The 23,171-nt window shown below is 66.5% G+C and carries 23 protein-coding genes and 1 other RNA gene; 15 read left to right on the top strand and 9 right to left on the bottom strand.

Annotation, left to right across the window (positions count from 1 at the left end):
• Positions 1-134: 134 nt before the first annotated feature.
• A complete protein-coding gene (locus ACIBK2_RS33885) occupies positions 135-1,427 on the bottom strand; it encodes a GAF domain-containing protein (protein ID WP_396973316.1) in 1,293 nt (430 codons plus the stop codon).
• A 748-nt stretch (positions 1,428-2,175) separates the two neighbouring features.
• On the opposite strand from ACIBK2_RS33885, the gene ACIBK2_RS33880 reads away from it, so the two are divergent.
• Positions 2,176-3,129 carry an NAD(P)-dependent alcohol dehydrogenase gene (locus ACIBK2_RS33880; protein ID WP_396973314.1) on the top strand — a complete coding sequence of 318 codons (954 nt, stop codon included), beginning with the start codon at positions 2,176-2,178 and terminating at the stop codon, positions 3,127-3,129.
• 781 nt (positions 3,130-3,910) lie between these two features.
• On the opposite strand, the gene ACIBK2_RS33875 is transcribed toward ACIBK2_RS33880, so the two are convergent.
• The 3 genes from ACIBK2_RS33875 to ACIBK2_RS33865 all read right to left on the bottom strand — a co-directional run bounded on the left by ACIBK2_RS33875 (position 3,911) and on the right by ACIBK2_RS33865 (position 6,912).
• Positions 3,911-4,756 carry a mechanosensitive ion channel family protein gene (locus ACIBK2_RS33875; RefSeq protein ID WP_396973312.1) on the bottom strand — a complete coding sequence of 282 codons (846 nt, stop codon included), beginning with the start codon at positions 4,754-4,756 and terminating at the stop codon, positions 3,911-3,913.
• Between the two features lie 107 nt (positions 4,757-4,863).
• Positions 4,864-5,979, bottom strand: coding sequence for a peptide chain release factor 2 (prfB, locus tag ACIBK2_RS33870; protein WP_396973310.1), 1,116 nt, complete (start codon positions 5,977-5,979; stop codon positions 4,864-4,866).
• An 84-nt stretch (positions 5,980-6,063) separates the two neighbouring features.
• Positions 6,064-6,912, bottom strand: a complete 849-nt coding sequence (locus ACIBK2_RS33865) for a helix-turn-helix transcriptional regulator (protein WP_396973308.1) — start codon at positions 6,910-6,912, stop codon at positions 6,064-6,066.
• A 141-nt stretch (positions 6,913-7,053) separates the two neighbouring features.
• Between ACIBK2_RS33865 and ACIBK2_RS33860 the strand changes: the two genes are divergently transcribed.
• Positions 7,054-7,644, top strand: a complete 591-nt coding sequence (locus ACIBK2_RS33860; protein ID WP_396973307.1) for an NADPH-dependent FMN reductase — start codon at positions 7,054-7,056, stop codon at positions 7,642-7,644.
• Between the two features lie 177 nt (positions 7,645-7,821).
• Positions 7,822-8,607, top strand: a complete 786-nt coding sequence (hisN, locus tag ACIBK2_RS33855; protein WP_396973305.1) for a histidinol-phosphatase — start codon at positions 7,822-7,824, stop codon at positions 8,605-8,607.
• A gap of 127 nt (positions 8,608-8,734) precedes the next feature.
• Here hisN and ACIBK2_RS33850 read toward each other — a convergent pair whose 3' ends face one another.
• The 3 genes from ACIBK2_RS33850 to ACIBK2_RS33840 form a co-directional block, all read right to left on the bottom strand.
• Positions 8,735-9,358, bottom strand: coding sequence for a histidine phosphatase family protein (locus ACIBK2_RS33850; protein WP_396973304.1), 624 nt, complete (start codon positions 9,356-9,358; stop codon positions 8,735-8,737).
• Positions 9,358-9,870, bottom strand: a complete 513-nt coding sequence (locus ACIBK2_RS33845; protein ID WP_396973302.1) for a GNAT family N-acetyltransferase — start codon at positions 9,868-9,870, stop codon at positions 9,358-9,360. Before ACIBK2_RS33845 ends, ACIBK2_RS33850 begins: the two co-directional genes overlap by 1 nt.
• A 64-nt stretch (positions 9,871-9,934) precedes the next feature.
• Positions 9,935-10,867 carry an SMP-30/gluconolactonase/LRE family protein gene (locus tag ACIBK2_RS33840; RefSeq protein WP_396973300.1) on the bottom strand — a complete coding sequence of 311 codons (933 nt, stop codon included), beginning with the start codon at positions 10,865-10,867 and terminating at the stop codon, positions 9,935-9,937.
• Positions 10,868-11,129: 262 nt separating this feature from the next.
• Here ACIBK2_RS33840 and recQ point away from each other — a divergent pair, with 262 nt between their 5' ends.
• The 7 genes from recQ (at position 11,130) to ssrA (ending at position 18,052) form a co-directional block, all read left to right on the top strand.
• The gene (recQ, locus tag ACIBK2_RS33835; RefSeq protein ID WP_396973298.1) at positions 11,130-13,007 is read left to right on the top strand and encodes a DNA helicase RecQ; all 1,878 of its coding nucleotides are present in this window, start codon (positions 11,130-11,132) and stop codon (positions 13,005-13,007) included.
• A gap of 232 nt (positions 13,008-13,239) precedes the next feature.
• Entirely contained in the window at positions 13,240-14,730 is a 1,491-nt protein-coding gene (phoA, locus tag ACIBK2_RS33830; RefSeq protein WP_396973296.1) for an alkaline phosphatase, read from the top strand.
• A gap of 100 nt (positions 14,731-14,830) precedes the next feature.
• Positions 14,831-15,898 carry a metallophosphoesterase gene (locus tag ACIBK2_RS33825; protein WP_396973294.1) on the top strand — a complete coding sequence of 356 codons (1,068 nt, stop codon included), beginning with the start codon at positions 14,831-14,833 and terminating at the stop codon, positions 15,896-15,898.
• A gap of 67 nt (positions 15,899-15,965) precedes the next feature.
• Positions 15,966-16,202, top strand: coding sequence for a hypothetical protein (locus ACIBK2_RS33820; RefSeq protein ID WP_379285331.1), 237 nt, complete (start codon positions 15,966-15,968; stop codon positions 16,200-16,202).
• A gap of 65 nt (positions 16,203-16,267) precedes the next feature.
• A complete protein-coding gene (smpB, locus tag ACIBK2_RS33815; protein ID WP_379285330.1) occupies positions 16,268-16,741 on the top strand; it encodes an SsrA-binding protein SmpB in 474 nt (157 codons plus the stop codon).
• Positions 16,738-17,601, top strand: a complete 864-nt coding sequence (locus ACIBK2_RS33810) for an EamA family transporter (protein WP_396973598.1) — start codon at positions 16,738-16,740, stop codon at positions 17,599-17,601. Before smpB ends, ACIBK2_RS33810 begins: the two co-directional genes overlap by 4 nt.
• Positions 17,602-17,680: 79 nt before the next feature.
• Positions 17,681-18,052, top strand: a transfer-messenger RNA (tmRNA) gene (ssrA, locus tag ACIBK2_RS33805).
• A 38-nt stretch (positions 18,053-18,090) separates the two neighbouring features.
• Here ssrA and ACIBK2_RS33800 read toward each other — a convergent pair.
• Both ACIBK2_RS33800 and ACIBK2_RS33795 read right to left on the bottom strand, forming a co-directional pair.
• Complete coding sequence (locus ACIBK2_RS33800) at positions 18,091-19,296, bottom strand: tyrosine-type recombinase/integrase (protein WP_396973291.1); 1,206 nt, start codon at positions 19,294-19,296, stop codon at positions 18,091-18,093.
• 4 nt (positions 19,297-19,300) lie between these two features.
• Entirely contained in the window at positions 19,301-19,849 is a 549-nt protein-coding gene (locus ACIBK2_RS33795; RefSeq protein WP_396973289.1) for a helix-turn-helix domain-containing protein, read from the bottom strand.
• Positions 19,850-19,990: 141 nt separating this feature from the next.
• Between ACIBK2_RS33795 and ACIBK2_RS33790 the strand changes: the two genes are divergently transcribed.
• From ACIBK2_RS33790 to ACIBK2_RS33770, 5 genes are all read left to right on the top strand, one after another.
• Entirely contained in the window at positions 19,991-20,209 is a 219-nt protein-coding gene (locus tag ACIBK2_RS33790) for a helix-turn-helix transcriptional regulator (protein ID WP_396973287.1), read from the top strand.
• 328 nt (positions 20,210-20,537) lie between these two features.
• Complete coding sequence (locus ACIBK2_RS33785; RefSeq protein WP_396973286.1) at positions 20,538-21,683, top strand: AAA family ATPase; 1,146 nt, start codon at positions 20,538-20,540, stop codon at positions 21,681-21,683.
• Positions 21,684-21,897: 214 nt separating this feature from the next.
• Positions 21,898-22,299: a hypothetical protein gene (locus ACIBK2_RS33780; protein ID WP_396973284.1), complete on the top strand. Its 402-nt coding sequence runs from the start codon at positions 21,898-21,900 to the stop codon at positions 22,297-22,299.
• Positions 22,266-22,916, top strand: coding sequence for a hypothetical protein (locus ACIBK2_RS33775; protein ID WP_396973282.1), 651 nt, complete (start codon positions 22,266-22,268; stop codon positions 22,914-22,916). Before ACIBK2_RS33780 ends, ACIBK2_RS33775 begins: the two co-directional genes overlap by 34 nt.
• A gap of 4 nt (positions 22,917-22,920) precedes the next feature.
• Entirely contained in the window at positions 22,921-23,112 is a 192-nt protein-coding gene (locus ACIBK2_RS33770; RefSeq protein WP_396973280.1) for a hypothetical protein, read from the top strand.
• The last annotated feature ends 59 nt before the right edge of the window (positions 23,113-23,171 follow it).

Here is a 23,171-nt window from a genome sequence, read left to right as displayed (position 1 = left end):
GGTGCGGACGGACCGGGCTGACTGGAACCGATGATCCCGCGCGTGACGGGCGTCGTCCGCTTACCGCGCACCCAGCGGCATTCAGTTCAGCACGGCGGCAGAGCCTCGGTGTGCCCTGTCCTGATCGAGCGAGGTCAACGGTTGAGGTAGGCCGCGAGTCCGCCGAGTTCTTCGCTGGCGATGAACACCGACCGCACGGTGAGGATGGCTTCCTCGACGTGGGTAGTGCAGCCCCATGCCGAGTCGCCCCACGAATCGGCGACCTTGAGTTCAGCCGATGCGGTGCACCCGTCGGGACCGCCGAGCTGGCAATGCTCGGGGTGCGGGGCTGCGGCCTGCGCGGCTGCGGCGGTGCGCATCCGGGCGGCGAGTTCTGCGGCGGCTTCGGCGCGCTGCTCGGCCTCGGCGCGCAGCTTGTTCTCCGCGCGTAGCGCGTTGGTCAGCTCGGCGCGGGCGGCTTCGGCACGTGCTTCGGCAGCTGCCTTCGCCTGTTCGATGTGGTGGCGTTCGATGGCCAGGGACGCGGTGTCGGCGAAGACCCGGGCGAGGGCGAGGTCGCTGTCCTGCGGAACGCGCGGACTGCGGTGATACATCGCGAAGGTGCCCAGCAGGCTACCGTCGCGGGCCAGGATCGGCGTCGACCAGCATGCGGCCAGCCCCGCCCGCCCGGCCAGCTCCCGGAAGTCGTCCCAGAATGGATCGGTGCCGATGTCGGTGACGATGACCGGTTCGCGCCGATGCGCGGCAGTGCCACAGGAGCCGACACCCTCACCGGTGGCGATCCCGTCGATGGCCTGGTTGTAGAAGTCGGGCAGGCTCGGTGCGGCGCCGTGACGCAGGTGCCGGCCGTCACGATCAGCGAGGAGCACGGAGACGAGCACCTGCTCGGGTGCGAGGTTTTCGATACAGCGCGCCATCCCGTCCAGTACCTCGGCCAGGGGTGCCTGGCGGGCGATCTGTTCGACCAGGGCACGCTGTTCGGTCATCAGTCGCTGGGCATGCTTGACCTGGGTGGTCTCCACACCGATCAATTGGATCCCGGTCACGGTGCCTGCACCGTCTCGGCGCGGCTCGTAGGTGAAGTCGAAGAATGCCTCGCGTGCGTGCGCACCGGCGCCCAGCACGAGCGGGACATCACGTCCGGTGCAGGGCTCACCTGTGCGATAGACCTGGTCCAGCACAGCGATGACGCCCTGACCGGCCAGCTCGGGCGCAAGCTCGGCGAGTGCGAGCCCGGTCCGCGCGCGTTCTTGACCGATCGCGGCGAAGAACGCCGGATTCGCGGTCTCCACCAGATGCGCCGGCCCCGCGAACGAGGCGAAAACGGTGAGGGACTGCCCGAACAATGCCCGCAGATCCTGCGCCGCTACGGACTCGGCATCGGCCGGTTCCTCGCCGATCGGTCGCTGGCCGGATACCGCCGTCATGTTCTGGGTGCCTCTCCTGTGCGGATACGTGGATCGATCACCCCGACATCGACGGGGAACGAAACCCAGGCAAAGGCTACCGGGTCAACGCCTCTCAACGCGTTCGGGCAGCCGCCAATAGCATGAAATTTGCATGAGCGCGCGGTGGGATGTGGTGTCAGTCAACCAGTTTGGGCGGATGACCAACCCGCGGTATGTGGCATGTCAGGGCATTCGGCCCATTCACCACTGGATTCTTGATCTGGCGTTGGCTACGCCCGGTGTGAGCGGAGCAGCTGCTCGCTAATGGTTGGGCCGCTGCGGGTTTGGTGGACGGTGCCGGTTACGGGTTCGTACTCTTCGTGAATGGTGCGTACGACTCCGCCGAGGCCGGTCGATCTGGAGGCGTTGTTTCCCGAACTTGTTGCGTTTAGGCGAGAGGCGGTGCGGTTGCATCCCCGTCCGGGTCGACCAGGTCTGCGGGACAGTTCGTTGGGTGGGCCGCTGTTGTGGCCGCGGCAGATGCGGACGTTCGACGGACCGCCGGTTGGTGGATGTCGAGATAGCCTCGGCCCGTTAATCTTTGGGGTATTTCGCGTGGCCCATCGGACCCGCGCGTCACGCGGTAGTACAGGACGTTGCTGGTTTGCGGAGAGGGTTCGGTGAGTCACGCCGAATGCCGACGCACAGTTCGCCGGTCGCGGGGCGGCCCGCCGACTAGAGTTCGTCATGTGTCAGGCTGTCGCTCGATCCTCGGTGCTGGAATCGCATGAGGGCCGTCGTGTACGACCGCTACGGCGGCCCCGAGGTGCTGTCGATCGCGGAGGTCCCAGTGCCTTCCCCAGGGCCGAAACAGGTGCTCGTCCAGGTGCACGCGACGTCGGTCAACCTCTCCGACTGGGAGACACTGCGGGGGACGCCGCTGTATTCACGCATCGGCGGGCTCTGGGCACCTAGGCGCCCGGTTCTCGGATCCGATATCGCCGGACGGGTCGAAGTCGTCGGCTCCGAGGTCACACTGTTCGCACCGGGTGACAAGGTCTACGGCGACAATCTCATGCTCAAGGGTGGGTTCGCGGAATATGCCGTGGTTCCTGAATCGGCGCTGGCTCACAAACCGGCGTCGCTGAGCTTCGCCGAGGTGTCGACGCTGCCACAGGCGGGGGCGATAGCACTGCAGGGCACGGCCGGCATCACAGCCGGTATGTCGGTGTTGATCAACGGAGCGGGCGGCGGGTCCGGAGCGTTTGCGATCCAGTTGGCCAAGAGTGCCGGGGCTCATGTGACCGGGGTGGACAACGCCGCCAAACTGGCGTTCATGCGCACGCTCGGCGCTGACGACGTCATCGACTATCGCGCTGAGGACTTCACCCGAACCGGACCGTACGACCGGGTGCTCGACCTCGTTGCCCACCGGTCGGTCTTCGCCTATCGCAGGTCGGTCGCGCGTGGCGGCCGGTACCGCGGCGTCGGCGGCACCACGCTCGCGTTGCTGCGGTTGACGACGGTCGGAGTGGTCGCCGGAATGGTGACCGGCCGCGGGCTCGGGGTCCTCGCGGTGAAGGAAGGGCCTGCGCACTTCACGCCCCTCGCGGAGTCGTGTGTCGCGGGACGGATCGGTATCCACATCGACCGCAGTTTTCCCCTCGACGAGACCGCGAACGCGCTGGCCTACGTCGGTGCGGGACGCGCCCTGGGCAAAGTGGTGGTCGAGATCCGCTGATCGGCACCACCGGATGTTGTGAGCCGCAACCGGTCTGGTCCGCCAGCTACCACGACGTGGCCGCTTCGCTCGGCGCGGTAGGCGACAGTGGCGGATGTCTCGGTTGGGCGTGCGGAGTGAGCGAATCAGCTGATGACGCGCAGTCTGTTCCATGATCACGCCGTTGGCGAAACTCGACCGGTAATCGGCTACCGCGCGTTCTGCGGTCTCGCCCATCCCGCGTGACGCGCTCGTCAGTGACGGTAGATCTGGCCCGATATCAGCTGATCTCAGCTTCGTCGTCCGACGTCAGAACTCGCGGATGAGCGATGTCGGAGTTCGCCGCCGTAGCCAAGCGCTGTAGGAAACGACCGTGCGCTGGTGGACGTCAACGACGCGCTCCACGACTGAATTCGTGCCATAAACGTGCTATGGGGGCCGAATATCAGTATTAGTGCAGCTCAGAGCGCCCGGCAGTGATTCCGCATCGTGATCACGGGGAGCCAGCGTAACCAGCAAATCTGTGTCCGCCGTGTTGCCGATCACCGACGCCCGGCGAGTCCGCCGAGCTCAGCGTGGCGTTTGTCCAGTTCAGCGTGGCGCGACCGCTGGATTCACCGCTGCTGGAACGGTGTTCAGGCTAGGTTCGGAGCCGGGCGCGAAAGGTTGATCGGGCTTGACGAACAGGTAAAGCACCAACGTGGCGACCCAAGTGGCCATCAGGATCGCGGTGGAGCGACGTGGTCTCGATTCCTTCAGCAGCGCGGTGGGTCGCACCGCTTCCTTCAAGAGCGAGATGGTTCTACGTGGTCTCACTGATTCCCTCCCGGCGCAATGCCGCGGCTACTCGCACCCGCAGTTCGCGTCCGACTTCGAACTGTTTGCCCGGCAAGGTGCGGGCAACCATTCGGATGTTCATCTGGTCAACGGTCAAGTCCTCGACACCCATCACCGTGGGCTCGTCGAGTAGCAGTGGTTTGAGTCGAGGATCTTCGTACGCCTTTGTACCGACCTCGTGCAGGATCTCGTTGACCCTGGTGATGTCCGCGCTCGCGGCCACCGGAACGTCGATCGCGGCGCGTGCCCAATCCTTCGACAGATTCGTCACTTTCACGATCTGGCCGTTGGGCACGGTGATCACTTCACCGTCGGAATTGCGCAGTGTGGTGATCCGCAACGTGACGTCCTCGACCGTACCCTCTGCCATCTCCGATGCTCCAGTCACCGCGATGCGAACTACGTCACCAAAGCCGTATTGCCGTTCGGTGATCAGGAAGAACCCGGCCAGGATGTCCTGCACGATGCGCTGCGCGCCGAAACCGAGCGCGGCACCGAGCACCGCGGCGGGGGCGACCAGGCCGGTGACCGCGAAGCCGAGCCGCTGCAGCACCTCCATGCCGATCAGCACGTAGGCGATGGTCAGCACCACCCAGGTGACCACCTGGGCCAGCGCGTGCCGGTGTTTGGCCGCCTCGGTGCGCACCAGCGCGTCGCCGCCGCGGAACTCGGCGTCGATTTTGCGGGTGATCCGATCCCGGAGGAACGTGGCGAACCGGCTGAACAGCACGGCACCGAGGATCAACAGCACGATCTCGAGTCCGTTGGAACGTAGCCAGTTCGTGGTTTCCGAGGTCGTTGCGAGTGACATGGTCAACACCTCGACTGAACTCCCAACTGGACGCACGCCAGACAGGTTACCGCCGTACGTCCTACGATTCCGCGCAAGCCTGCGCCGATTGCGCTACCCGCAACGAACTAGCTCGGCTGCTCGCGCATGCGCCAGCGGATGCCCGACTCGATGAAGCCGTCGATATCGCCGTCGAGCACAGCCGACGGGTTGTTGACCTCGTAGTTCGTCCGCAGATCCTTGACCATCTGGTACGGGTGCAGCACGTAGGAGCGCATCTGGTTGCCCCAGGACGCGCCCTCGTTGGTCTTGAGCGCGTCCATCTCGGCGCGTTCTTCCTGCCGCTTGCGTTCCAGCAGCTTGGCCTGCAGCACGCGCATGGCCGAAATCTTGTTCTGCAGCTGGGACTTCTCGTTCTGACAGGTGACCACGATGCCGGTCGGGATGTGCGTCAGGCGCACCGCCGAGTCGGTGGTGTTGACGCTCTGTCCACCGGGGCCGGAGGAGCGGTAGACGTCGACGCGGATATCGCCCTCGGGGATCTCGATGTGATCGGTGGTCTCGACCACCGGCAGCACCTCGACCTCGGCGAAGGAGGTCTGACGGCGGCCCTGGTTGTCGAACGGGCTGATCCGCACCAGCCGGTGCGTGCCCATCTCCACCGACAGCGTGCCGTAGGCGTAGGGCGACTTCACCGCGAATGTGGCGCTCTTGATGCCCGCCTCTTCGGCGTAGGAGGTGTCGTAGACCTCGACGGAGTACTTGTGCCGGTCGGCCCAGCGGATGTACATGCGCATCAGCATCTCGGCCCAGTCGGCGGCGTCCACGCCACCCGCGCCGGAGCGGATGTTGACCAGCGCGTCGCGCTTGTCGTATTCGCCCGACAGCAGGGTGCGGACCTCGAGGGCCTCCACGTCACCGTGCAGTGCGGCGCGTTCGGCGTCGGCGTCGGCCAGTGCGGTCACCGCGGACTCGCCCTCTTCGCCCTCGGCAAGTTCGTACAGAACCGGCAGGTCGTCGAGGCGCTGCCGCAATTCCTCCACGCGGCGCAGTTCGCCCTGCGCGTGCGACAGCTCGCTGGTCACCTGCTGAGCGTGGTCCTGGTCGTTCCACAGATCGGGATCTGCGGCTTGGTGCTCGAGCTCGTCGATGCGTCGGCGCAGCTCCTCGATGTCGAGGACCGATTCGACCGTCTTGAGGGTGGCGTCGAGTTCGGCGAGATCAGCAGAAACGTCAGGATGCACGATGGTCAAGCCTACTGGTATGGCGCAGCTACTAAATCAGCAGTGCGGCTCGAATGGGTTGCGTTCGGTTGCCTGTGCTCGGAGCTAGACCGCGTGCAGGGCGCCGGGGCGGCGGCCCGCGAGCTTGTCGAGGGCGGCGGCGGTCGACTCGTCGGCGGGGAGGTGGACGATCAGGTGCTGGTCGTCGTCGGCGGAGAGGCCGAGGATTTCGTAGGCCAGGCGCAGCTGGCCCGCGTCGGGATGAGCGAATCGGGTGATGCCGGTGGCGGTGGGGAGACTGGGCACGGTCTCGACGCGGTCGGTGAATTCCGGGCCGACGGTGACGGTGAGTTCGTCGGCGAGCGCGGCGAGGTGTGGATCCTTGCGGAAGGGACCGTGTTTGAGGGTGGCGACCGTCTGGTCGGCGAGGTGGTGCCAGTCCGGGTAGGCGGTGCGGGCGCGCGGGTCGGTGAAGACGAAGCGGGCCAGGTTCGCCGGGGTGGTGTCGAACAGGCCGAACGGTGCCATCAGGCGGTGGTAGCCGTCGGTGTGGGCGAGGACCTCGGTGAGTCTGTTCACGACCACCGCGGGCGCGGGTTCGAGGCGGTCGAGGATGGCGCGGACTGCGGGGCGCACCTCGCGTGGTGGTTGGGCGCCGCCCATGCAGTTGAAGCCCGCGTCGGCGGATTTGGTGAGGACGTGCAGGTGCACGCGTTCGCTCGCGCTGAGGCGAAGGGCGTCGGCGAGCGCGGAAAGCACCTGCGGTGAGGGGCGGCGATCGCGGCCTTGCTCGAGCCGGGTGATGTATTCGACGCTTACCCCGGCAAGGGTAGCGAGTTCGGAGCGGCGCAGGCCGGGGGTGCGGCGGCGTGGTCCGGTGGCCAGGCCGACCTGGGCGGGAGTGACCGCCTCGCGCCGGGTGCGCAGGAATAGGCCCAGCTCGTTGTCGCTCACTCTTCGAACGTAACAAGTAGTGGCGGTTGGAGGGTGTCCCTGTCACTACCACTCTTACGGCGGTCTTCCTGGGTGTGGCAATGACCAGCAGATTGGGAGCTGCGGCCGAGCACGGTCGCCGAATCTGTGGGAGGAAGTCAGATGTCGGCATTGAAACTCGCGGTGATCATCGGCAGCGTCCGGGAGGGACGCTTCGGACCGGTGGTGGCCGAATGGTTCACCGAGCACGCCAGGGATCACGGCGCGTTCGAGGTGGATGTCATCGACCTGGCGGAGGCGCACTTGCCGTTGGCGTTGCCCGCCGTGTCACCGGCGCTCGAGCCGAATCCCGAGCGGCCGGACGGCATGCTCGATCTGACCGAGCGGCTCGCGGCGGCGGACGCGTTCGTGATCGTCACGCCCGATTACAACCGCAGCATTCCGGCCGCGTTGAAGGCTGCGATCGACTGGCATTTCACGCAATGGGATGCCAAGGCAATAGGTTTCGTCGGGTACAGCGGTGCGAGTGGTGGGCTGCTTGCCATTGAACATCTGCGGCAGATCTTCAATGAGCTGAACGCGCACACTGTGCGTAACTACGTTTCGTTTCCGCGGTACTACCTGCTCTTCGATGCCGAAGGTCGGCTTCGGGAACCGGACGAGCCTGCCGCGGCGGCGTTGGCGATGCTCGATCAGTTGCAGTGGTGGGCTGATGCTTTGGCGGCGGCGCGCATGGTTGCTGCGGTGGGGTGATGGGCGGGCGCTGGAAAGACGGTCGAGCGGCCTGACAGTCCGTGACGCCGGACTCCGACGCCACGGTCCGATGGCGTCGCGATCCGGCAATCCAGATCTTCCGCCTGCTCACAGCTGTCTGCGCGCGGAGTCGTGCCGCTCGGATCGCCTGGTGAGGTGACCGGATAGGGTTCGGGCGTGGCTGTGGACTCTTCTGACCTCGAACTCGCGCTGCGGTTGGCCGATGCGGCCGACGGCATTACCAGGGCCCGGTTCGGGGCGCTCGATTTGAAGGTGGACGCGAAGCCGGACCTGACGCCGGTGTCGGATGCCGATCTCGCGGTGGAAAAGGCGATCCGGCAGATGCTTTCCGAGCAGCGGCCGGACGATTCGGTGCTGGGGGAGGAGTTCGGCGGCGACGCCGAGTTCACCGGGCGGCAGTGGGTGATCGATCCGATCGACGGCACGAAGAACTTCGTGCGTGGGGTGCCGATCTGGGCGACGTTGATCTCGCTGCTGGAAGACGGTGTGCCGGTGGTCGGCGTGGTGAGTGCGCCCGCGTTGTCCCGGCGCTGGTGGGCGGCGGCGGGGTCCGGTGCCTGGGCCAGCTTCGATGCCGAAGCGCCGAAGGCGATTTCAGTGTCCGCCGTTGGTGAGCTCAGCTCGGCGAGTCTTGGTTTCGCCAGTCTGTCCGGCTGGCGGGAGCGCGGGTTGCGGGAGAACTTCCTCGCGCTCACCGACGACGTGTGGCGGGTGCGTGGCTACGGCGACTTCTTCACCTATTGCCTGCTCGCGGAGGGGGCGCTCGATATCGCGACCGAACCCGAAGTGTCCCTGTGGGATCTGGCCGCGCTCGACATTCTGGTCCGTGAGGCGGGTGGGCGCTTCACCTCCCTTGCCGGTCAACCGGGGCCGCACGGTGGCGACGCGGTGGCGACGAACGGCCTGTTGCACGACGAGACGTTGCGTCGTTTGCGGCCCTGAGTCGCGGGCGGGCGATTGTCCGGCCGAGTTCGCAGGCGGCTCGGGTCGTAGCGCGCCGAGACCGTGCCTGTCGTGTCACGCATTCGGTGCGGTCGAGGCCATTCGGTGTGGTCGAGGCACGGCCTGCTCAGATGTGGAGTTCCGGCGGAAAGCCGGTCCAGCGCAGGTCCGGTGGTAGATGGCCGGTGTCGTTGAAGAGCAGCACGGAGTCGGGTCTGCCTGGCGCATAACGGATTACGGTGAGCGCGGCGTTGGCGGGACTGAACCCCATCCAGCGCCACTTCGGCGCGTCGAGCGCGGCCCGCACCAGCCAGCCGATGAGGAAGGCGTGCGTGACGACCAGCTCGTGGCGCGGTGCGTCGCCCGCCACCGGGCCGGTGAACTGCTCGACGGCCTGCTGCGCCAGCCGTGGTCCGTGGTCGCGCTGCTCGGCGGGAAACTGGGCGAGGAAGCCGAGTAGGGCGTCCGCGGACTCCGCGGGGAGTTCGTCCTTCCGCGGCAGGTAGGGCAGGTAGTCGCCCGCGGCTGCCGCAGCGTGCAGGGGCACCCCGGCCAAGCGGTCGACGATCAGCTGCGCCGTCTCCGTCACCCTGGGCAGCGGACCGTGGTGGACCTGTGCCAGCGGGCTGTGCCGCAGCCGCTCACCGAGCAGCCAGGCCTGGCTGCGACCTCGCTCGCTCAGGGTGCTCTCGTCCGGTGTCGCCTCGCCGTGCCTGGCGAGGTAGAGGTACCGAGTGGCCGTTCCGGTCATCAGGCCAGCATCTTCTCCATCAGTACGACGGTGGTCGTGCCGCGGAACTGGGGCGGTAGCGGTGCCTCACGGAGCTCGGTGAAACCCTGTGCGGTGTAGTACTTCCGGAGTACCGGATTGTTGGCGGCGGTATCGAGGCGTTGCCGGGTGATGCCGTTGGCGAGGGTGTAGTCGGTGCAGAACTGGATGATCCGCCCGCCGAGGTCGTGTCCGCGCCATTCCGGGGCGACCATCAATCCGTGGATGTAGCCTGCCTCGGCATCGTCGGCGCCCCAGAACTCCGGGTCGCGCCAGACCACGCGCACCACCGCGATCAGCGAGCGGGTCTCGTCGCGCCAGACGAACCATTCGCCGCGCGTCACTTCCTCGGCGACGACCGAGGCCGGGTACTCGCCGGGCGTCCACTGGTTGATGCCGTTGTCGACCATCCACCGCGCGAGCCGATCGCGCAGCTTGGCGATGTCCTCGGCATCGTCGGCCGTGGCCACGATCATGGGAGCCGCCTCCGGCATGCTTGGTTCCTTTCCACGAACTCCGCCCGATCCGCGCTCGGAATGCGGGCGGGCTCCTTCGTTTCTACCGGGTGGGCGTGGCCGGGGTGAGGTCGATGCCCGCCGGTGGCCGTAGTCGGCGCAGGGTTCCGTCCATCCCGGTGATGTACAAAGCCCAGCTGTCGCCGTCGCGGGCGATGCGGACCGAGGTGGTTCCGTCCGGTGGGTTGCGCGTCGGGCCGGGCTTGATCAGGCCGGTGATGATCGCGCAGGACGCGCCGGTCGCGGTGTTCACCTTGTTGATCGAGCCGAACGCGTGGTCGGCGACGTACAAGGTGTCCGCGCGGGTCGCCTCCATGTCGTCGGGTAGCGAGATCAGGTTCGGGATGCCCGCGACGACCACCTGTTTGTCGGGGGCATCCAGCGGGATGCGGAAGATCCGCATGGTCAGATTGTCGGCGTAGATGGACTCTCCGTCGGGCGCCAACGCGATGCCGTTGGATAGTGGCACGTCGGACCAGGTGGGCGTGTACTCGCCGGTGGACGGCCGGTAGCGAGAGATCCCGGTCGGCGGGCCGTTGGCGCCGATGGTGGTGAACAGCAGATCACCGTCGGGCAGTAGCAGCAGGCCGTTCGGACCGTTCAGACCAGTGAGTAGGACTGTCACCGCGCCGGTCGTTACCTCGTACCGCTGCAGAGTGCCAGGTGCTTCCGTCATCCCGTCCCCGGTGACGAAGTAGACGTACGGGCCGGCTACCCGCACGCCCGCCGGATGATCGAGCCCCGTCAACACCTTCTCGAATCGACCGGCGCTGTCGACATGGGCGAGGAAGCCGTCGAGCAGGCCGGTGACATAGAAGCCGCCGTTGCCGTCGGCGTCGAGGTTCTCCAGGTTGCCCACCCCTTCGACCAGGGTCGTCGCCACCCAGCCGTCCGCACACATGGGCGGCAAGGTGTCGGCCGTCGCGGTCGGTGCCGCTGCGACGATCCCCGCCACGACCGCCGTGGTGAGCAACACCGCCCGAAGTCGAGTGCTCCCCGTCCTGATCGCGATAGTTCGATCACTCCCCGTCCCTATTGCCATGTGCGCCAACCTAACAGCAGCTTCGGACCTGAGCAGGTCGGTGAAATTCGGCCAACCGGCAGGAGTCCCAGGTCAGTGCCTCTGGGGCACCCGGCCCGTGCTGGTTTGTCCACATGTGGACCACTCGAGACCCGAGCTGGGAATTTCGGGCGACGTACCGGTAGCGCCGCGAGCGCGCGCTCGTAGGATGGGCCGGGTGACTCCCACCGATGCATTCGCGGCCACGGCGACCGACACCGATCCCGGTGTTGGCGCCGAATCCGGTGCGGCGCAAGAGGTTCTACGCCGGGTCTTCGGCTACGACAGCTTCCGCGGCGATCAGCGCGAGATCGTGGAGCATGTGGTCGCGGGTGGTGACGCGCTGGTGCTCATGCCGACCGGCGGCGGCAAGTCGCTCTGTTACCAGGTGCCCGCGCTGGTGCGGCCCGGTGTCGGGGTGGTGATCTCGCCGCTGATCGCACTGATGCAGAACCAGGTGGACGCGCTCAGCGCGCTCGGCGTTCGTGCGGGCTTCCTGAATTCGACCCAGTTCCCGGACGAGCGTCGCGCCGTGGAGGCGCAGTTCGTCGCGGGGGAGTTGGATCTGCTGTACCTGGCGCCGGAGCGGCTGCGGTTGGAAACGACGGCGCAGTTGTTCGATCGCGGCAAGGTGGGGCTGTTCGCGATCGATGAGGCGCACTGTGTCTCGCAGTGGGGCCACGACTTCCGGCCCGACTATCTGGCGCTGTCCATGCTGCACGAGCGCTGGCCGGAGGTGCCGCGCATCGCGCTGACCGCGACCGCGACCGCGAAAACCAGCGACGAGATCGTGCAGCGCCTCGACCTCGGCGCGGCCCGCCGCTTCGTCGCGAGCTTCGACCGGCCGAATATCCAGTACCGGATCGAGCCGAAGAACAAGCCCGATCGCCAGCTGCTGGAATTCATCCGCACCGAGCACGCGGGTGACGCGGGCATCGTCTACTGCCTGTCGCGCAACTCGGTGGAGAAGACCGCGGCGTTCCTCACCGAGAACGGCGTCAGCGCGGTGCCGTACCACGCGGGCCTGGACAACCGCACTCGCGCGGAGAACCAGACCAGGTTCCTGCGCGAGGACGGTCTGGTGGTGGTCGCGACCATCGCCTTCGGCATGGGCATCGACAAGCCGGACGTGCGCTTCGTCGCGCATCTCGATCTGCCGAAGTCGGTGGAGGGCTACTACCAGGAGACCGGCCGGGCGGGCCGCGACGGCCAACCCTCCACGGCGTGGATGGTGTACGGCCTCAACGACGTTGTGCAGCAACGCAAGATGATCGACTCCTCGGAGGGTGACGCCGCCCATCGCAGGCAATTGCAGCTGCATCTGGACGCCATGCTGGCGCTGTGCGAGACGGTGACCTGTCGGCGCGTGCAGTTGCTCAACTACTTCGGTCAGCACGACCAGCAGCCGTGCGGCAACTGCGACACCTGCCTCACCCCGGCCGAATCCTGGGACGGCACCGTCCCGGCGCAGAAGCTGCTGTCCACGGTGCTGCGGCTCAAACGCGAACGCGGCCAGAGCTTCGGGGCCGGCCACATCGTCGACATCCTGCTCGGCAAGAAGAACCCCAAGGTGCTCCAGCACGATCATCACGAGCTGAAGGTCTTCGGCATCGGCACCGATCTGCGCGATATCGAATGGCGCGGCGTGGTGCGGCAATTGCTCGCGGGCGGGCTGCTCGCGGTGCACGGCGACTACGGCGTGCTGACGCTCACCGACGCGAGCAACGAGGTGTTGTTCGACGGACGTCAGGTGCTGCTGCGCCGCGAACGCGAACGGCCGACCAAACCGGCGCGCGTGGCCAAGGCGGGCAAGACCCCGGCCGCCGACATGGCACCGGCGGATCTGCCCGTGTTCGAGCGGCTGCGCGAATGGCGGGCCGCGACCTCAAAGGAACAGGGCGTTCCCGCCTACGTCGTCTTCCATGACGCCACGCTGCGCGAGATCGTGGCGCGCAAGCCGACCAGCCTGGCCGAGCTCGGCACGGTCACCGGCGTCGGCGAGAACAAGCTGGCCAAGTACGGCGAGCAGGTGCTGGAGGTCCTAGCAGGAGAGTGACATTCTGCACCTTCTGGTCAAATGGCCAGAAAGCGGGTTCGGTACCGCATTTTGTGTGAAAGTTGCTGTGCGGCAGTAGCGTTCGCGTGTCGCACAGCTGGCTGACCCATGCGGACATGCTAATGGGAAATCGTCCGGTAACCGCCTGGTTGCCCGCTATGCCCTTTTTGTTCAGAAGCGATCGCAAGGCTCCAACCAACCGACGTATCTACGAACAATGGAGTTTTCGCTCATGCCCCCTGTCTCGTCGCGTTCCATGCCCCGCCGGTTCCGTGCGGGCGCCATCCTGGGCGCCGCCGTTCTCGTCGGGACCCTGGCCGCCTGCGGTTCGTCCGATTCCACGAAGCAGGGCAACGGCGATCTCCTCAGCCCCAACGCCAAAGGCACGGTGACCGAGAACGGTGGCGCCCGCCGCACCACCGGCGACCGGACCGACGCCCTGCGCGCCTCGCTCAACGGCAACCAGGCCAAGAACGTCATCCTGCTGATCGGTGACGGCATGGGCGACTCCGAAATCACCGTGGCGCGCAACGTCGCCGAGGGCGCGGGCGGCTATTTCAAGGGCATCGACGCGCTGCCGCTCACCGGCTCGTACACCCACTACGCGCTGGACAAGAACACCGGAAAGCCGGACTACGTCACCGATTCCGCGGCCAGCGGCAGCGCGTGGTCCACCGGAACCAAGACCTACAACGGCGCCATCGGCGTCGACCTCAAGGGCGCCCCGCAGACCAACCTGCTGGAGATCGCCAAGGCCAACGGCAAGGCCACCGGCAATGTGACCACCGCCGAAATCCAGGACGCCACCCCGGCCGTGCTCGCCGCACACGTCACCGACCGCAAGTGTTACGGCCCGGAGGAGACGGCACTGAAGTGCCCGACCAACGCGCTGGAGAAGGGCGGCCTCGGCTCCATCAGCGAGCAGCTGCTCAACACGCGCGCCGACGTCACCCTCGGCGGCGGCTCGAAGAGCTTCGACCAGAAGGCGGCCGGCGGCCAGTGGCAGGGCCAGGCCCTGCGCGATCAGGCCAAGACGCGCGGCTACAACCTGGTCGCCGACAAGGCCGGCCTCGACGGCGTCACCAAGGCCGACCAGGACGCGCCGGTGCTCGGCCTGTTCAGCCCCGGCAACATGCCGGTCCGCTGGACCGGTGACAACGCCGTGCAGAACGGCCTGAACCTGCCCGCGCAGACCTGCAAGCCCAACCCCGAGCGCGCCGCCACCCTGCCCGACCTGGCGACCATGACGCGCAAGGCGATCGACCTGCTCAAGCCGCGCAAGGATGGCTTCTTCCTGCAGGTCGAGGGCGCCTCGATCGACAAGCAGGACCACAACGCCAACCCGTGTGGTCAGGTCGGTGAGACCGTCGACCTCGACGAGGCCGTGCAGGCCGCGCTCGAATTCGCCAAGAACGACGGCAACACCCTGGTGATCGTCACCGCCGACCACGCGCACAGCAGCCAGATCGTGCCGCTGGAGACCAAGTCGCTCTCGCTGACCAGCAAGGTCGTCACCAAGGACGGCGCCGAGATGGGCGTCTCCTACGGCAACGCCGAAGCGGGCGGTTCGCAGGAGCACACCGGCACCCAGCTGCGCGTCGCCGCGTACGGCCCGCGTGCCGCCAACGTGGTCGGCCTGACCGACCAGACCGACCTGTTCTTCACCATGTCCGACGCGCTCGGCCTGGACCGGAACAAGAAGCCGGTCGCCGCCGCGAAGTAGTTCTCCCCAGTTCATCCGGTGCCCCGCCCGGCATCGCCATTGCTCGCCCGATGGGCGAAGATGGTCGCCGGGCGGGGCACCGGACTGCGGAGGACATCGCATGCCTGACAACAGTTTTGGCCGTCGAGGCTTCCTGGCGGGCGCGGCGGGCGTCGCGTCGCTGGTCGGCCTCTCGCCCGCACAGGCGGTGCCGGTCGCGGCCGGTGTCACCAAGTTCCCCTTCCCGACCGGGCGCAAGCTCCGGGTGCTGGTGACCGGCGACGCGGGCACCGGGACGCGCACCCAGTGGGCGGTCGCCAATGCCATGCGCGAGTTCCATCGCCGCGAACCCGTCGACCTCGCGCTCGGCCTCGGCGACAACATCTACGAACTCGGCCCGAACAGCGGCACCGACCGCCAATTCGCCGACAAGTTCGAAACCCCCAATGCCGGACTGGATTTCCCGTGGTTGATGGTGCTCGGCAACCACGACACCAGTTCCGTCTTCCCCGGTGACGGCGCCTGGCTGGCGCGCGGCAACCACGAGGTCGAGTACCACGCGAACTCGCCGCGCTGGTGGATGCCGAGCCGGTACTACTCGGTCCGAGTGCCGGAGCAGAGCCCCGTTGTCGAGTTCTTCGTCCTCGACGTCAACCCGCTCGCCGCCTATATCCCGCCGATCCTTTCGCCGTACTGGTCGGTGGACGGGCAGTTCATGAACGAGCAGCGCGCCTGGCTCGACCAGGCCATCGCCGGATCCGCCGCCACCTGGAAGATCGCCTGCACCCACCAGCCGTACCTCAACAACGGTCCGCACGGCGACGCGGGCCACTACGAGAACCTGCCCATCGATCCGATCAACGGCATCCACGTGAAGCACCTCATCGAGGACCACATCGCGGGCGCCTGCCAGTTCCTGCTTTCCGGGCACGACCATTCGCTGCAGGTGCTGGAGCCGACCGTCGAATCCAAGGGCACCCGCCAGATCGTGTCCGGCGCCGCCGCCAAGACCGTTTCCGCCGAACCAGCGGTCACCCCGCGCGGCAAGCACCCCGCACTGTTCGAGAACTATCACGAGCTCGGTTTCATGGTGTTGGATTTCACCCCGACCACCGTCGACCTGCGCGTGTTCACCGTCGACGTCGCGACCGCCACCGCAACCCAGGCCTTCGCCCGACGTCTCGCCTGAGTACCAACTATGTTGCGGCACGCGGGAATTGCGGCGTGTCGCGGCGGCTCGGGCTACCGTGCTCGCTATGGCTCACGGTGACGGCCCGGACGACGGGGGCGACTCGTCGGGCAATTCCCCAAGCACCGATGTTCCGGACGCGCCGCCGAACACCCGCAGGGGGATCGACCCGACCGTCGAGAGTGTGTGGCTGCGGCATCGCCCACCCCCACGCCCCGGCAGACCCCGATTCTCCACGGTATTGCTCGTAGCCGCCTTCATCGCACTGCTCACACTCTGGGTCACCCTGCGTCCAGGTGGCTAGTACCGCGGGTGCCGCGCCACGACCTGGGAATAATCCGGTTGCCGCGTCACTTAAGGTTGATCGTTATGAAGGAACAGGGGCGCAAGGTCATCGCGACCAACCGCCGGGCGCGGCACAACTACACGATCCTGGACGTCTACGAGGCCGGGATCGCGCTGGTCGGCACCGAGGTCAAGAGCCTGCGTGAAGGCAAGGCCTCGCTCGTCGACGCGTTCGCGACGGTCGACAACGGCGAGGTGTGGCTGCGTGGGCTGCACATCCCGGAGTTCAGCCACGGCACCTGGACCAACCATTCGCCGCGCCGGATCCGGAAGCTGTTGCTGCACAAGCGCGAGATCGACCGCCTGGTCGGCAAGTCCCGCGAGGGCAACCAGACGCTGGTCCCGCTGTCCATGTACTTCTCCGACGGCAAGGTCAAGGTCGAACTGGCGCTCGCCAAGGGCAAGCAGGACTACGACAAGCGGCAAGATCTGGCAAAGCGTGACGCCGAGCGCGAGGTCACTCGTGAGCTAGGGCGGAAGATCAAAGGCATGCGCTGACCGCGGTCCTCCTCGCTCTACTAGCCGCCCTCGGCTACGGCGTGAGCGACTTCTACGGCGGTGTCGCGGCCCGAAAGGTGACCGCGCTGCGGGTCGTCATCTACTCGTATCCGTTCTCGGTTCTGCTGGTGCTGCTGCTCCTGCCGTTCGTCGACGGGACCCCGGACGCCGCATCGATCGGCTGGGGCCTGGCCGCAGGCGTCGCCAGCGGTGTCGCGGTCTGGTGGTTCTATGCCGCGCTCGCCAGCGGTCCGATGGCGGTCGTCTCGCCGCTGACCGCGGTGCTGGTGGCCGGCGTTCCGGTGTTGGTCGGGCTGGTGATCGGGGAGCGACCCGGGCTGCTCGCCTTCATCGGTATCGCGTTCGCGTTGGTCGCCGTCCTGCTGGTCAGCCGGGAATCGCCGGACGCTGTCACCGAGGAGATCACCGGCGGGCGCGAGTTACGGTTCACCAAGAAGGTCGCCCTGCTGACCGTCGGATCCGGTCTTGCCTTCGGTTTCATGTTCGTCTTCCTGCATCAGACCGCCGCGTCATCCGGGCTGTGGCCACTGCTCGCGCAGCGCTCCGCCGCCACGGGCGTGGTGTGGGTGACCGCGTTGTCGGCCAGACAGTTCAAGCGGTTGCGGGGTGAGCCGTTGCGCCTGGCCTGCTACATCGGCGTGCTCGACGTGATCGCCAACATCGCCCTGCTGCACGCGTTCCACGGCTCACTGCTCTCCCTGGTCAGCGTGATCGGCTCGCTCTACCCCGCCGCCACCGTCCTGCTCGCCATGGTGCTGCTCGGCGAACGCGTCGGCAGGCAGCAGCAGGCCGGCATGGTGCTCGCCCTCGTCGCCGTCGGGCTCATCGCCGCAGCGTGAGGACACCCGCCGGATAATGGGAAGAACCGGTCTGTGGCCGGTGTTAACATGAACAGCCCGGCAAGGTGCCGGGACGTACGGGGCTGAACGGTTTCGACTTTGTACGTAGATTCAGGGGAAGCGTGTCGGTGCAGGCGAGAGACCACCGTAAGCGTCATCGCAACCAATTAAGCGCCGATTCCAATCAGCGCGACTTCGCTCTCGCTGCCTAAGTAGCAGAGCAAGTCTGTCAGTCCGGGTTCGTCCCTCGACCCGGGTACTGGCATCAGCTAGAGGGAATTACCGTCCTGGCCGGTCGCGGACCAGAATGGGACATCAAACAGCGACTGGGATCGTCATCTGAGCTTGTTCGCGAGACCCAGAGATCCAAGTAGAGACACAGCGAACTGCACACGGAGAAGCCCTGGAGACGCGGCAGAGGACCCGGGTTCGATTCCCGGCAGCTCCACTGTTAGGCCCTTCACCTGCACCACAGGTGAGGGGCCTTTTTCATGCCCCGACTACCCGAAGATTGGGCTGTGCGGGCACATTTTGGGCACACCTTGCAGCGGCGGCGCGGAATCCGACACCCATTCGATCGGCCACGCCGTCGAGATCGTCATCGAACAAGTGCCCGTAGTTGTCGAGCGTCATGGTCGCCGACTTGTGGCCGAGCTGGCGTTGGATCGTCTTCACGTGTGCGCCACTCGCGATCATCAGCGACGCGGCGGTGTGGCGCAGTTGATGCGCTGTCACGCGCGGGAACGTCGGCGGCCCGTCCGGCTCGCCGTCTTCGTCGAGCGGGACCGACGCCGAGATGCGCCGCCCTACTGCTTTGGTGAACCAATGGGTTGTGGTCGGTGGACGGATCGGAGTTCCGTCCGGCCGCGACCACAGCAGACCCACGGGGTCGCGCTGCGCCGTGACGACCGGTGCCAGGAGTTCGGCCACTTCGGCGGGAATCGCGACCGATCGCAGTTCCCACGTCTTCGGAGTGCCGATTACGGTCCGGGAATTCACCTTGGACGCCGACCGCACGATGTGGATTCGTCGTCGCCGGAGGTTCACGTCGCGCGGACGTAGTGCGGCCATCTCACCCCAACGCAGACCGGAATACGCGAGCAGCATGACGATTTCGCTGTGCTTGCTCACCTCTGCGGCGAGGTCGGCCACCTGGTCGTGCGTGAGATAGACGTGATCGACCGGCACCCGGCGCGGGAGCGGGACGCCCGCGGCTGGGTTCGCCGGTATCCGGCGTTCGTCTACTGCCTCGCTGAGGATGGACGACAGAACGCCGTGGATGTCGGCAACGGTGGACGGCGCGCGGTCGATACCTGCAATCCAATCTCGAATCTCCGGCCGCGTTATGGAAGCGAGTTGCCTTGTGCCCCAGTGTGGTTCGATGTGTACACGCCATATGGACTCGACGCGCTCGGACCACGATTCTTTGGTGTGGACCTGGCGCGGTAGCCACGCATTGCCCATCTCGGCGACCGTCAAACGGCCCATCGACGGCGCGATGTACTCGCCGGTCATCTTGCTGACCTCGACCGTGGCCGCGAAGTTCTCGGCGTCGATCTTGCGGCGGAATCCACGCTTTTTAGTCTGCTTGCCGTCGGGTTTGCGATAGCGGACCATGTGGCGCTGGTGCTCTCGCTTCGTGCAGTCGTCGCGACACGTCGGCTTGCATAGCTTGTACGGCTCAATCGTTGCCATGTGGCTAGCTCTTCCGCTCGTCTTGGGTAAGGTATCCGGCCTCGACAGCCCTTGCGGCCCAACGCTTTGCAGTAGCCCGGGAGATGCCGAATTCCTCAGCGATCACCGTTGTTGGCTTGCCGCTTTGGAGTCGAACCCAGCGGTAGAACGCAGCGATCCTGGCCAATTCGTCATCGGTGATGCGCCCAGCGCGGATACGTTGGTCCGTGTCATGGTCGAACCACGATGCAACGGGTTGCATCGTGTCGGGGCCTGTTACACGCGCCGTCTCGTATGCGGCCGTGTACACGAATGGGTCGACCGAAATCTTGGCCAGTTCGCCACGACGCAGCGGAACACCGCCGGGTCGTTGGGAGACAACCATTTTGGTCACGACGTAGCGACCGTCCTGGGGCTCGACTGTGGCTGTGATGTCGTAGGGGTACCCGTCCTCGTCCGTGCTCGATACCTCGAGCCACTCATAGCCCAAGAGGTCGGGTGCAATGTCATAGTTCGGCTGTCGTCGCTCTCGTCCGAACTCCGGATGTTCTGGTCGGCGCGTTATCTCGGGCAATCCAAAGCCTTCCTACTTGGGATCTCGGTCACGATGAATTGAACGCTATCTGAGCCCCTCTTGCAAGCGCGGCTCGGTGAGGTGTATCCATGAGTGAGCCGCATTCGCAAGTGTGGCGCATGGACCTGGAGGGAGATCGGAATGACAGACGGAGCAGGAGGCCGGAAGCTCGCGACCGATGCTGAGTTCTGCGAGTACGCCGGATTGACGCGCGGACAGAGCGCGCAGTTGCGATACACGGGCAGGGGGCCGACGTTCATCAAGGTCACCGGTCGGCAGGTGCGCTACCGCTGGGAAGACATCGAGGCGTGGGTGCAGTCGCGCAGTAAGCAGCGCACGGACGACCGACTGGGAGCGTAGTTGTGACCGAGAGATTCACGCGCCCCGGCGCTTTGGCGGCCGGGGCGGCGAGCGGTCGGGCGGACCGAGTTGAGAATAGCGCGTTGCGTCGACGGGCCGAGGCCGCGCGCCGGTTGCCGGGTGGTGATCCATGGGTACGAGGATTGGGCGATAGCGGTTCCGGGCCGACTGCTCGAATGCTTGAGGCGTGGTGTCAGGCTGCGAATCATGTTGCAGCGGATGGGCTTACGCCCATCCTTCCGGCGGAGATCGCGCGCCTGTTGTGGCGGTGCGGTGGCGCGGACCGGGAGTTGGTTGAGCGTGTCCATCGGGCGGGCGGTGTGGCAGCGTGACCTCGATCATCCAGGACGCGGCCGAGGCGGCGGTGGTTGTGGCGAAATATCGCACCGACGACGATCCGCCGACCGGGCCCGAGCCCGGCGGACCGGATAACGACCATGCGCCGCCGGGTCGGCGCACACCCTTGGGTGAGCGACTGTTGTCGTTGGCCGACTTGGCCGATCTTCCTGCCGCCGAACCGTTGGTCGACGGCCTGCTCTACCGCAACACCCTCGCCCAGCTAGCCGGGCCGCCTGGCTCCTACAAATCGTTTGTGACAGTGGGGATTTCATGCGCATTGGCGGCGGGGCAGAACTGGGAGACCCATCACGTACCGGCACGAGAGAAAGTCGTCTACGTCGCGGCCGAGGGTGCTTCGGGGCTGAGGGCGCGCATCCACGCGTGGTGCGAACTGACACGGGTCGAACCGAGCGAACTCGAAGGCTGGCTGTATGTGCTGCCGTGTCCGGTGCAGCTGGGCAAGACCGTCGACGTGATCGAGGCCACCGAATTGGCGGCCAAGATCGGTGCCGGGCTGCTCGTGCTCGATACCCGTGCGCGCTGCACGCTCGGCCTCGAGGAGAACTCAGCGACCGAGCAGGGAACGGCGATCGAGGCGGCCGAGCGTATCCGGGAGACATCCGGTTGCACGGTGCTTGCGGTGCACCACTCCAACAAAGCGGGCACCTCTCCGCGCGGTTCGACAGCGTGGGATGGTGCGGTGTGGTCGGACCTGCGGCTCACATCCGAGCACCTCAGCGTGTCGATACACGTCGAGAAACACAAGGACGCACCGAGCGGGATTGACTTCGACTATCGGCTCGTACCGCACACGGTGTCGCAGTCGCTCATGCCCGGCGTTGTCGAGGACGGCCGAAAGTCCCTGGTAATCGTCCCGGTCGCGCGCGGGACGATCGCCTCCGATGAGCCGGTCTCGCTGCGGAAGGTGTGGGGCATCGCCGGGACGACTTGCGGCACAGCCGGATTGACGGCCGCACAGCTACGAGACCTCGCCATGGACAACGGTGTCAGCCGCACCCGCGCCTACGGAGCAATCAACGTGCTGGTAGAACGTGGAATCCTGCGCAACGTCGGCACCGAGAACCGGGCACGCTACGTGTGCACCCGGTTGCCGCCCGAAAGCGGTGGGCAATGAGAACGTCCCGCCGTCCCGCGTCCGTCCCGCTGTCGTCCCGTTCTATGCCGTTCGTCCCGTCCCGCTCTCCTCTCTTAGAGAGCGGGACAACGGGACGCGGGACGAACGCAACAGGGGGTAGGGGGTGTCCACCTCATGGATGCCCATGCCGGACCACGTCTCGGTATCGCAAGGTTGCTGCGCTCAACTCGACGCGTACGGGGGTGTCGGCCTGATGAGTGGCTATCCGAGCGCCAGCGCGCCGGGCGTTGATCTGAGGCTTGCGTATTGGCTGGCCGCCTCGGAGATCACACGCCGCAAACGCCACGGTCTGCCTGTGCCGCAGCGACTTCGGGCACACATTCGCGCCCTCGGCCTGCTGTTGCCATCCGCGAACGGACCAGCCGATACCGCCATCCCGGCAGCATCAGAGGCAGCCCGACCCGACCGGTGGCTCTCCACAGCCGAGGCTGCCGCCGCGCTGGCGTGCAGTACCCGACACATCCGGCGACTCGGTCACCGGATCGGCGGGCACCAGGTCGGACACCGATGGCTGTTCGACCTCGACGCCATCACCGAACACAAGGACGGAAGGAACACCGAATGCGATACACACCCGGACGTGGACGACAGGTAACTGGTACCGCCGCAAGCCAATTGGATCCCCTCACACGTCCACCGCTGGAACTGTTACCCGACACGCTGGTCGAACTGCTCGTCGAATGCGACACCTTGCGCGACCGATGCAGCACCGCCGAGGCCCGCCGCAACGAACTGTTCGATGACGTTCGCGACACCGAAGCTCAGCAGGCCGACGACGCTGCTGCCGCGCTCGCGGCCCGCGCCGGTAAACCCATACCTAAACCGAAAGCCGTACCGGCCCTGGCCGAAGCACGCGCCAGTGCCGAGCGTGCCCTCACCGCCCAGCGCACCGCCCTGGCCGAGGCCACCCAAGAATGCCTCAAGGAGCAATGGCGGGTCCGTCACGACGCCATGGACCCGCGACCAGATCTCCTCGCCGAACTCATCCCGGCCGCTGAGCGACTCGCCGCCGACCTCGAGCACGCGGTTGCCGAAGTCGCCGCCCTGGACTGGCTCAACGGGTGCGGCTACTTCACCGCGGCTCAGGTCTGGCCCGTCGCCATCGACACCGACCTACGGCGCCAGGGCCTGTCCGTCGACAACACCAACCCATTCCCGGCCCGCGACCTCATCATCGGCGCGGTCACCCAAGCACTCACCACGGAGGAATAACCCCATGAGCAACACCCGAATCCAGGACACCGCCAACCCGCACCACCGCCGCGACATCCTCGCCAGCATCACCGCCAAACAGCGCGCCCAAGGCGTCCGTGTGGACCACGACGGCCACCCCGTCGCGCCGCCGAAACCACGGCGCTACGACCAGTTCGGCAACTTGCTCGGCCTGACCGAGCAGCAGGACAACTAGCGATGTGGTCACCGTGGCCCGAACTGGTCTGGATACTCAACAAGCACCCAGGCCACCGG

The organism is Nocardia sp. NPDC050175 (genome assembly GCF_044459885.1).
Classification (GTDB): domain Bacteria; phylum Actinomycetota; class Actinomycetes; order Mycobacteriales; family Mycobacteriaceae; genus Nocardia.
The sequence above is the reverse complement of the archived record's forward strand: the minus strand, read 5'-3'. Positions and strand labels throughout refer to the sequence as shown.

Excerpts from the sequence above, each read along its gene's own strand:
- ACIBK2_RS33885 (WP_396973316.1), bottom strand. The coding sequence starts at position 1,427 with ATGACGGCGGTATCCGGCCAGCGACCGATCGGCGAGGAACCGGCCGAT.
- ACIBK2_RS33825 (WP_396973294.1), top strand. The coding sequence starts at position 14,831 with ATGCCTGACAACAGTTTTGGCCGTCGAGGCTTCCTGGCGGGCGCGGCG.
- phoA (WP_396973296.1), top strand. The coding sequence starts at position 13,240 with ATGCCCCCTGTCTCGTCGCGTTCCATGCCCCGCCGGTTCCGTGCGGGC.
- ACIBK2_RS33880 (WP_396973314.1), top strand. The coding sequence starts at position 2,176 with ATGAGGGCCGTCGTGTACGACCGCTACGGCGGCCCCGAGGTGCTGTCG.
- ACIBK2_RS33860 (WP_396973307.1), top strand. The coding sequence starts at position 7,054 with ATGTCGGCATTGAAACTCGCGGTGATCATCGGCAGCGTCCGGGAGGGA.
- ACIBK2_RS33875 (WP_396973312.1), bottom strand. The coding sequence starts at position 4,756 with ATGTCACTCGCAACGACCTCGGAAACCACGAACTGGCTACGTTCCAAC.
- ACIBK2_RS33775 (WP_396973282.1), top strand. The coding sequence starts at position 22,266 with ATGCGATACACACCCGGACGTGGACGACAGGTAACTGGTACCGCCGCA.
- ACIBK2_RS33850 (WP_396973304.1), bottom strand. The coding sequence starts at position 9,358 with ATGACCGGAACGGCCACTCGGTACCTCTACCTCGCCAGGCACGGCGAG.
- ACIBK2_RS33800 (WP_396973291.1), bottom strand. The coding sequence starts at position 19,296 with ATGGCAACGATTGAGCCGTACAAGCTATGCAAGCCGACGTGTCGCGAC.
- ACIBK2_RS33845 (WP_396973302.1), bottom strand. The coding sequence starts at position 9,870 with ATGCCGGAGGCGGCTCCCATGATCGTGGCCACGGCCGACGATGCCGAG.
- ACIBK2_RS33780 (WP_396973284.1), top strand. The coding sequence starts at position 21,898 with ATGAGTGGCTATCCGAGCGCCAGCGCGCCGGGCGTTGATCTGAGGCTT.
- ACIBK2_RS33790 (WP_396973287.1), top strand. The coding sequence starts at position 19,991 with ATGACAGACGGAGCAGGAGGCCGGAAGCTCGCGACCGATGCTGAGTTC.
- ACIBK2_RS33770 (WP_396973280.1), top strand. The coding sequence starts at position 22,921 with ATGAGCAACACCCGAATCCAGGACACCGCCAACCCGCACCACCGCCGC.
- smpB (WP_379285330.1), top strand. The coding sequence starts at position 16,268 with ATGAAGGAACAGGGGCGCAAGGTCATCGCGACCAACCGCCGGGCGCGG.
- ACIBK2_RS33820 (WP_379285331.1), top strand. The coding sequence starts at position 15,966 with ATGGCTCACGGTGACGGCCCGGACGACGGGGGCGACTCGTCGGGCAAT.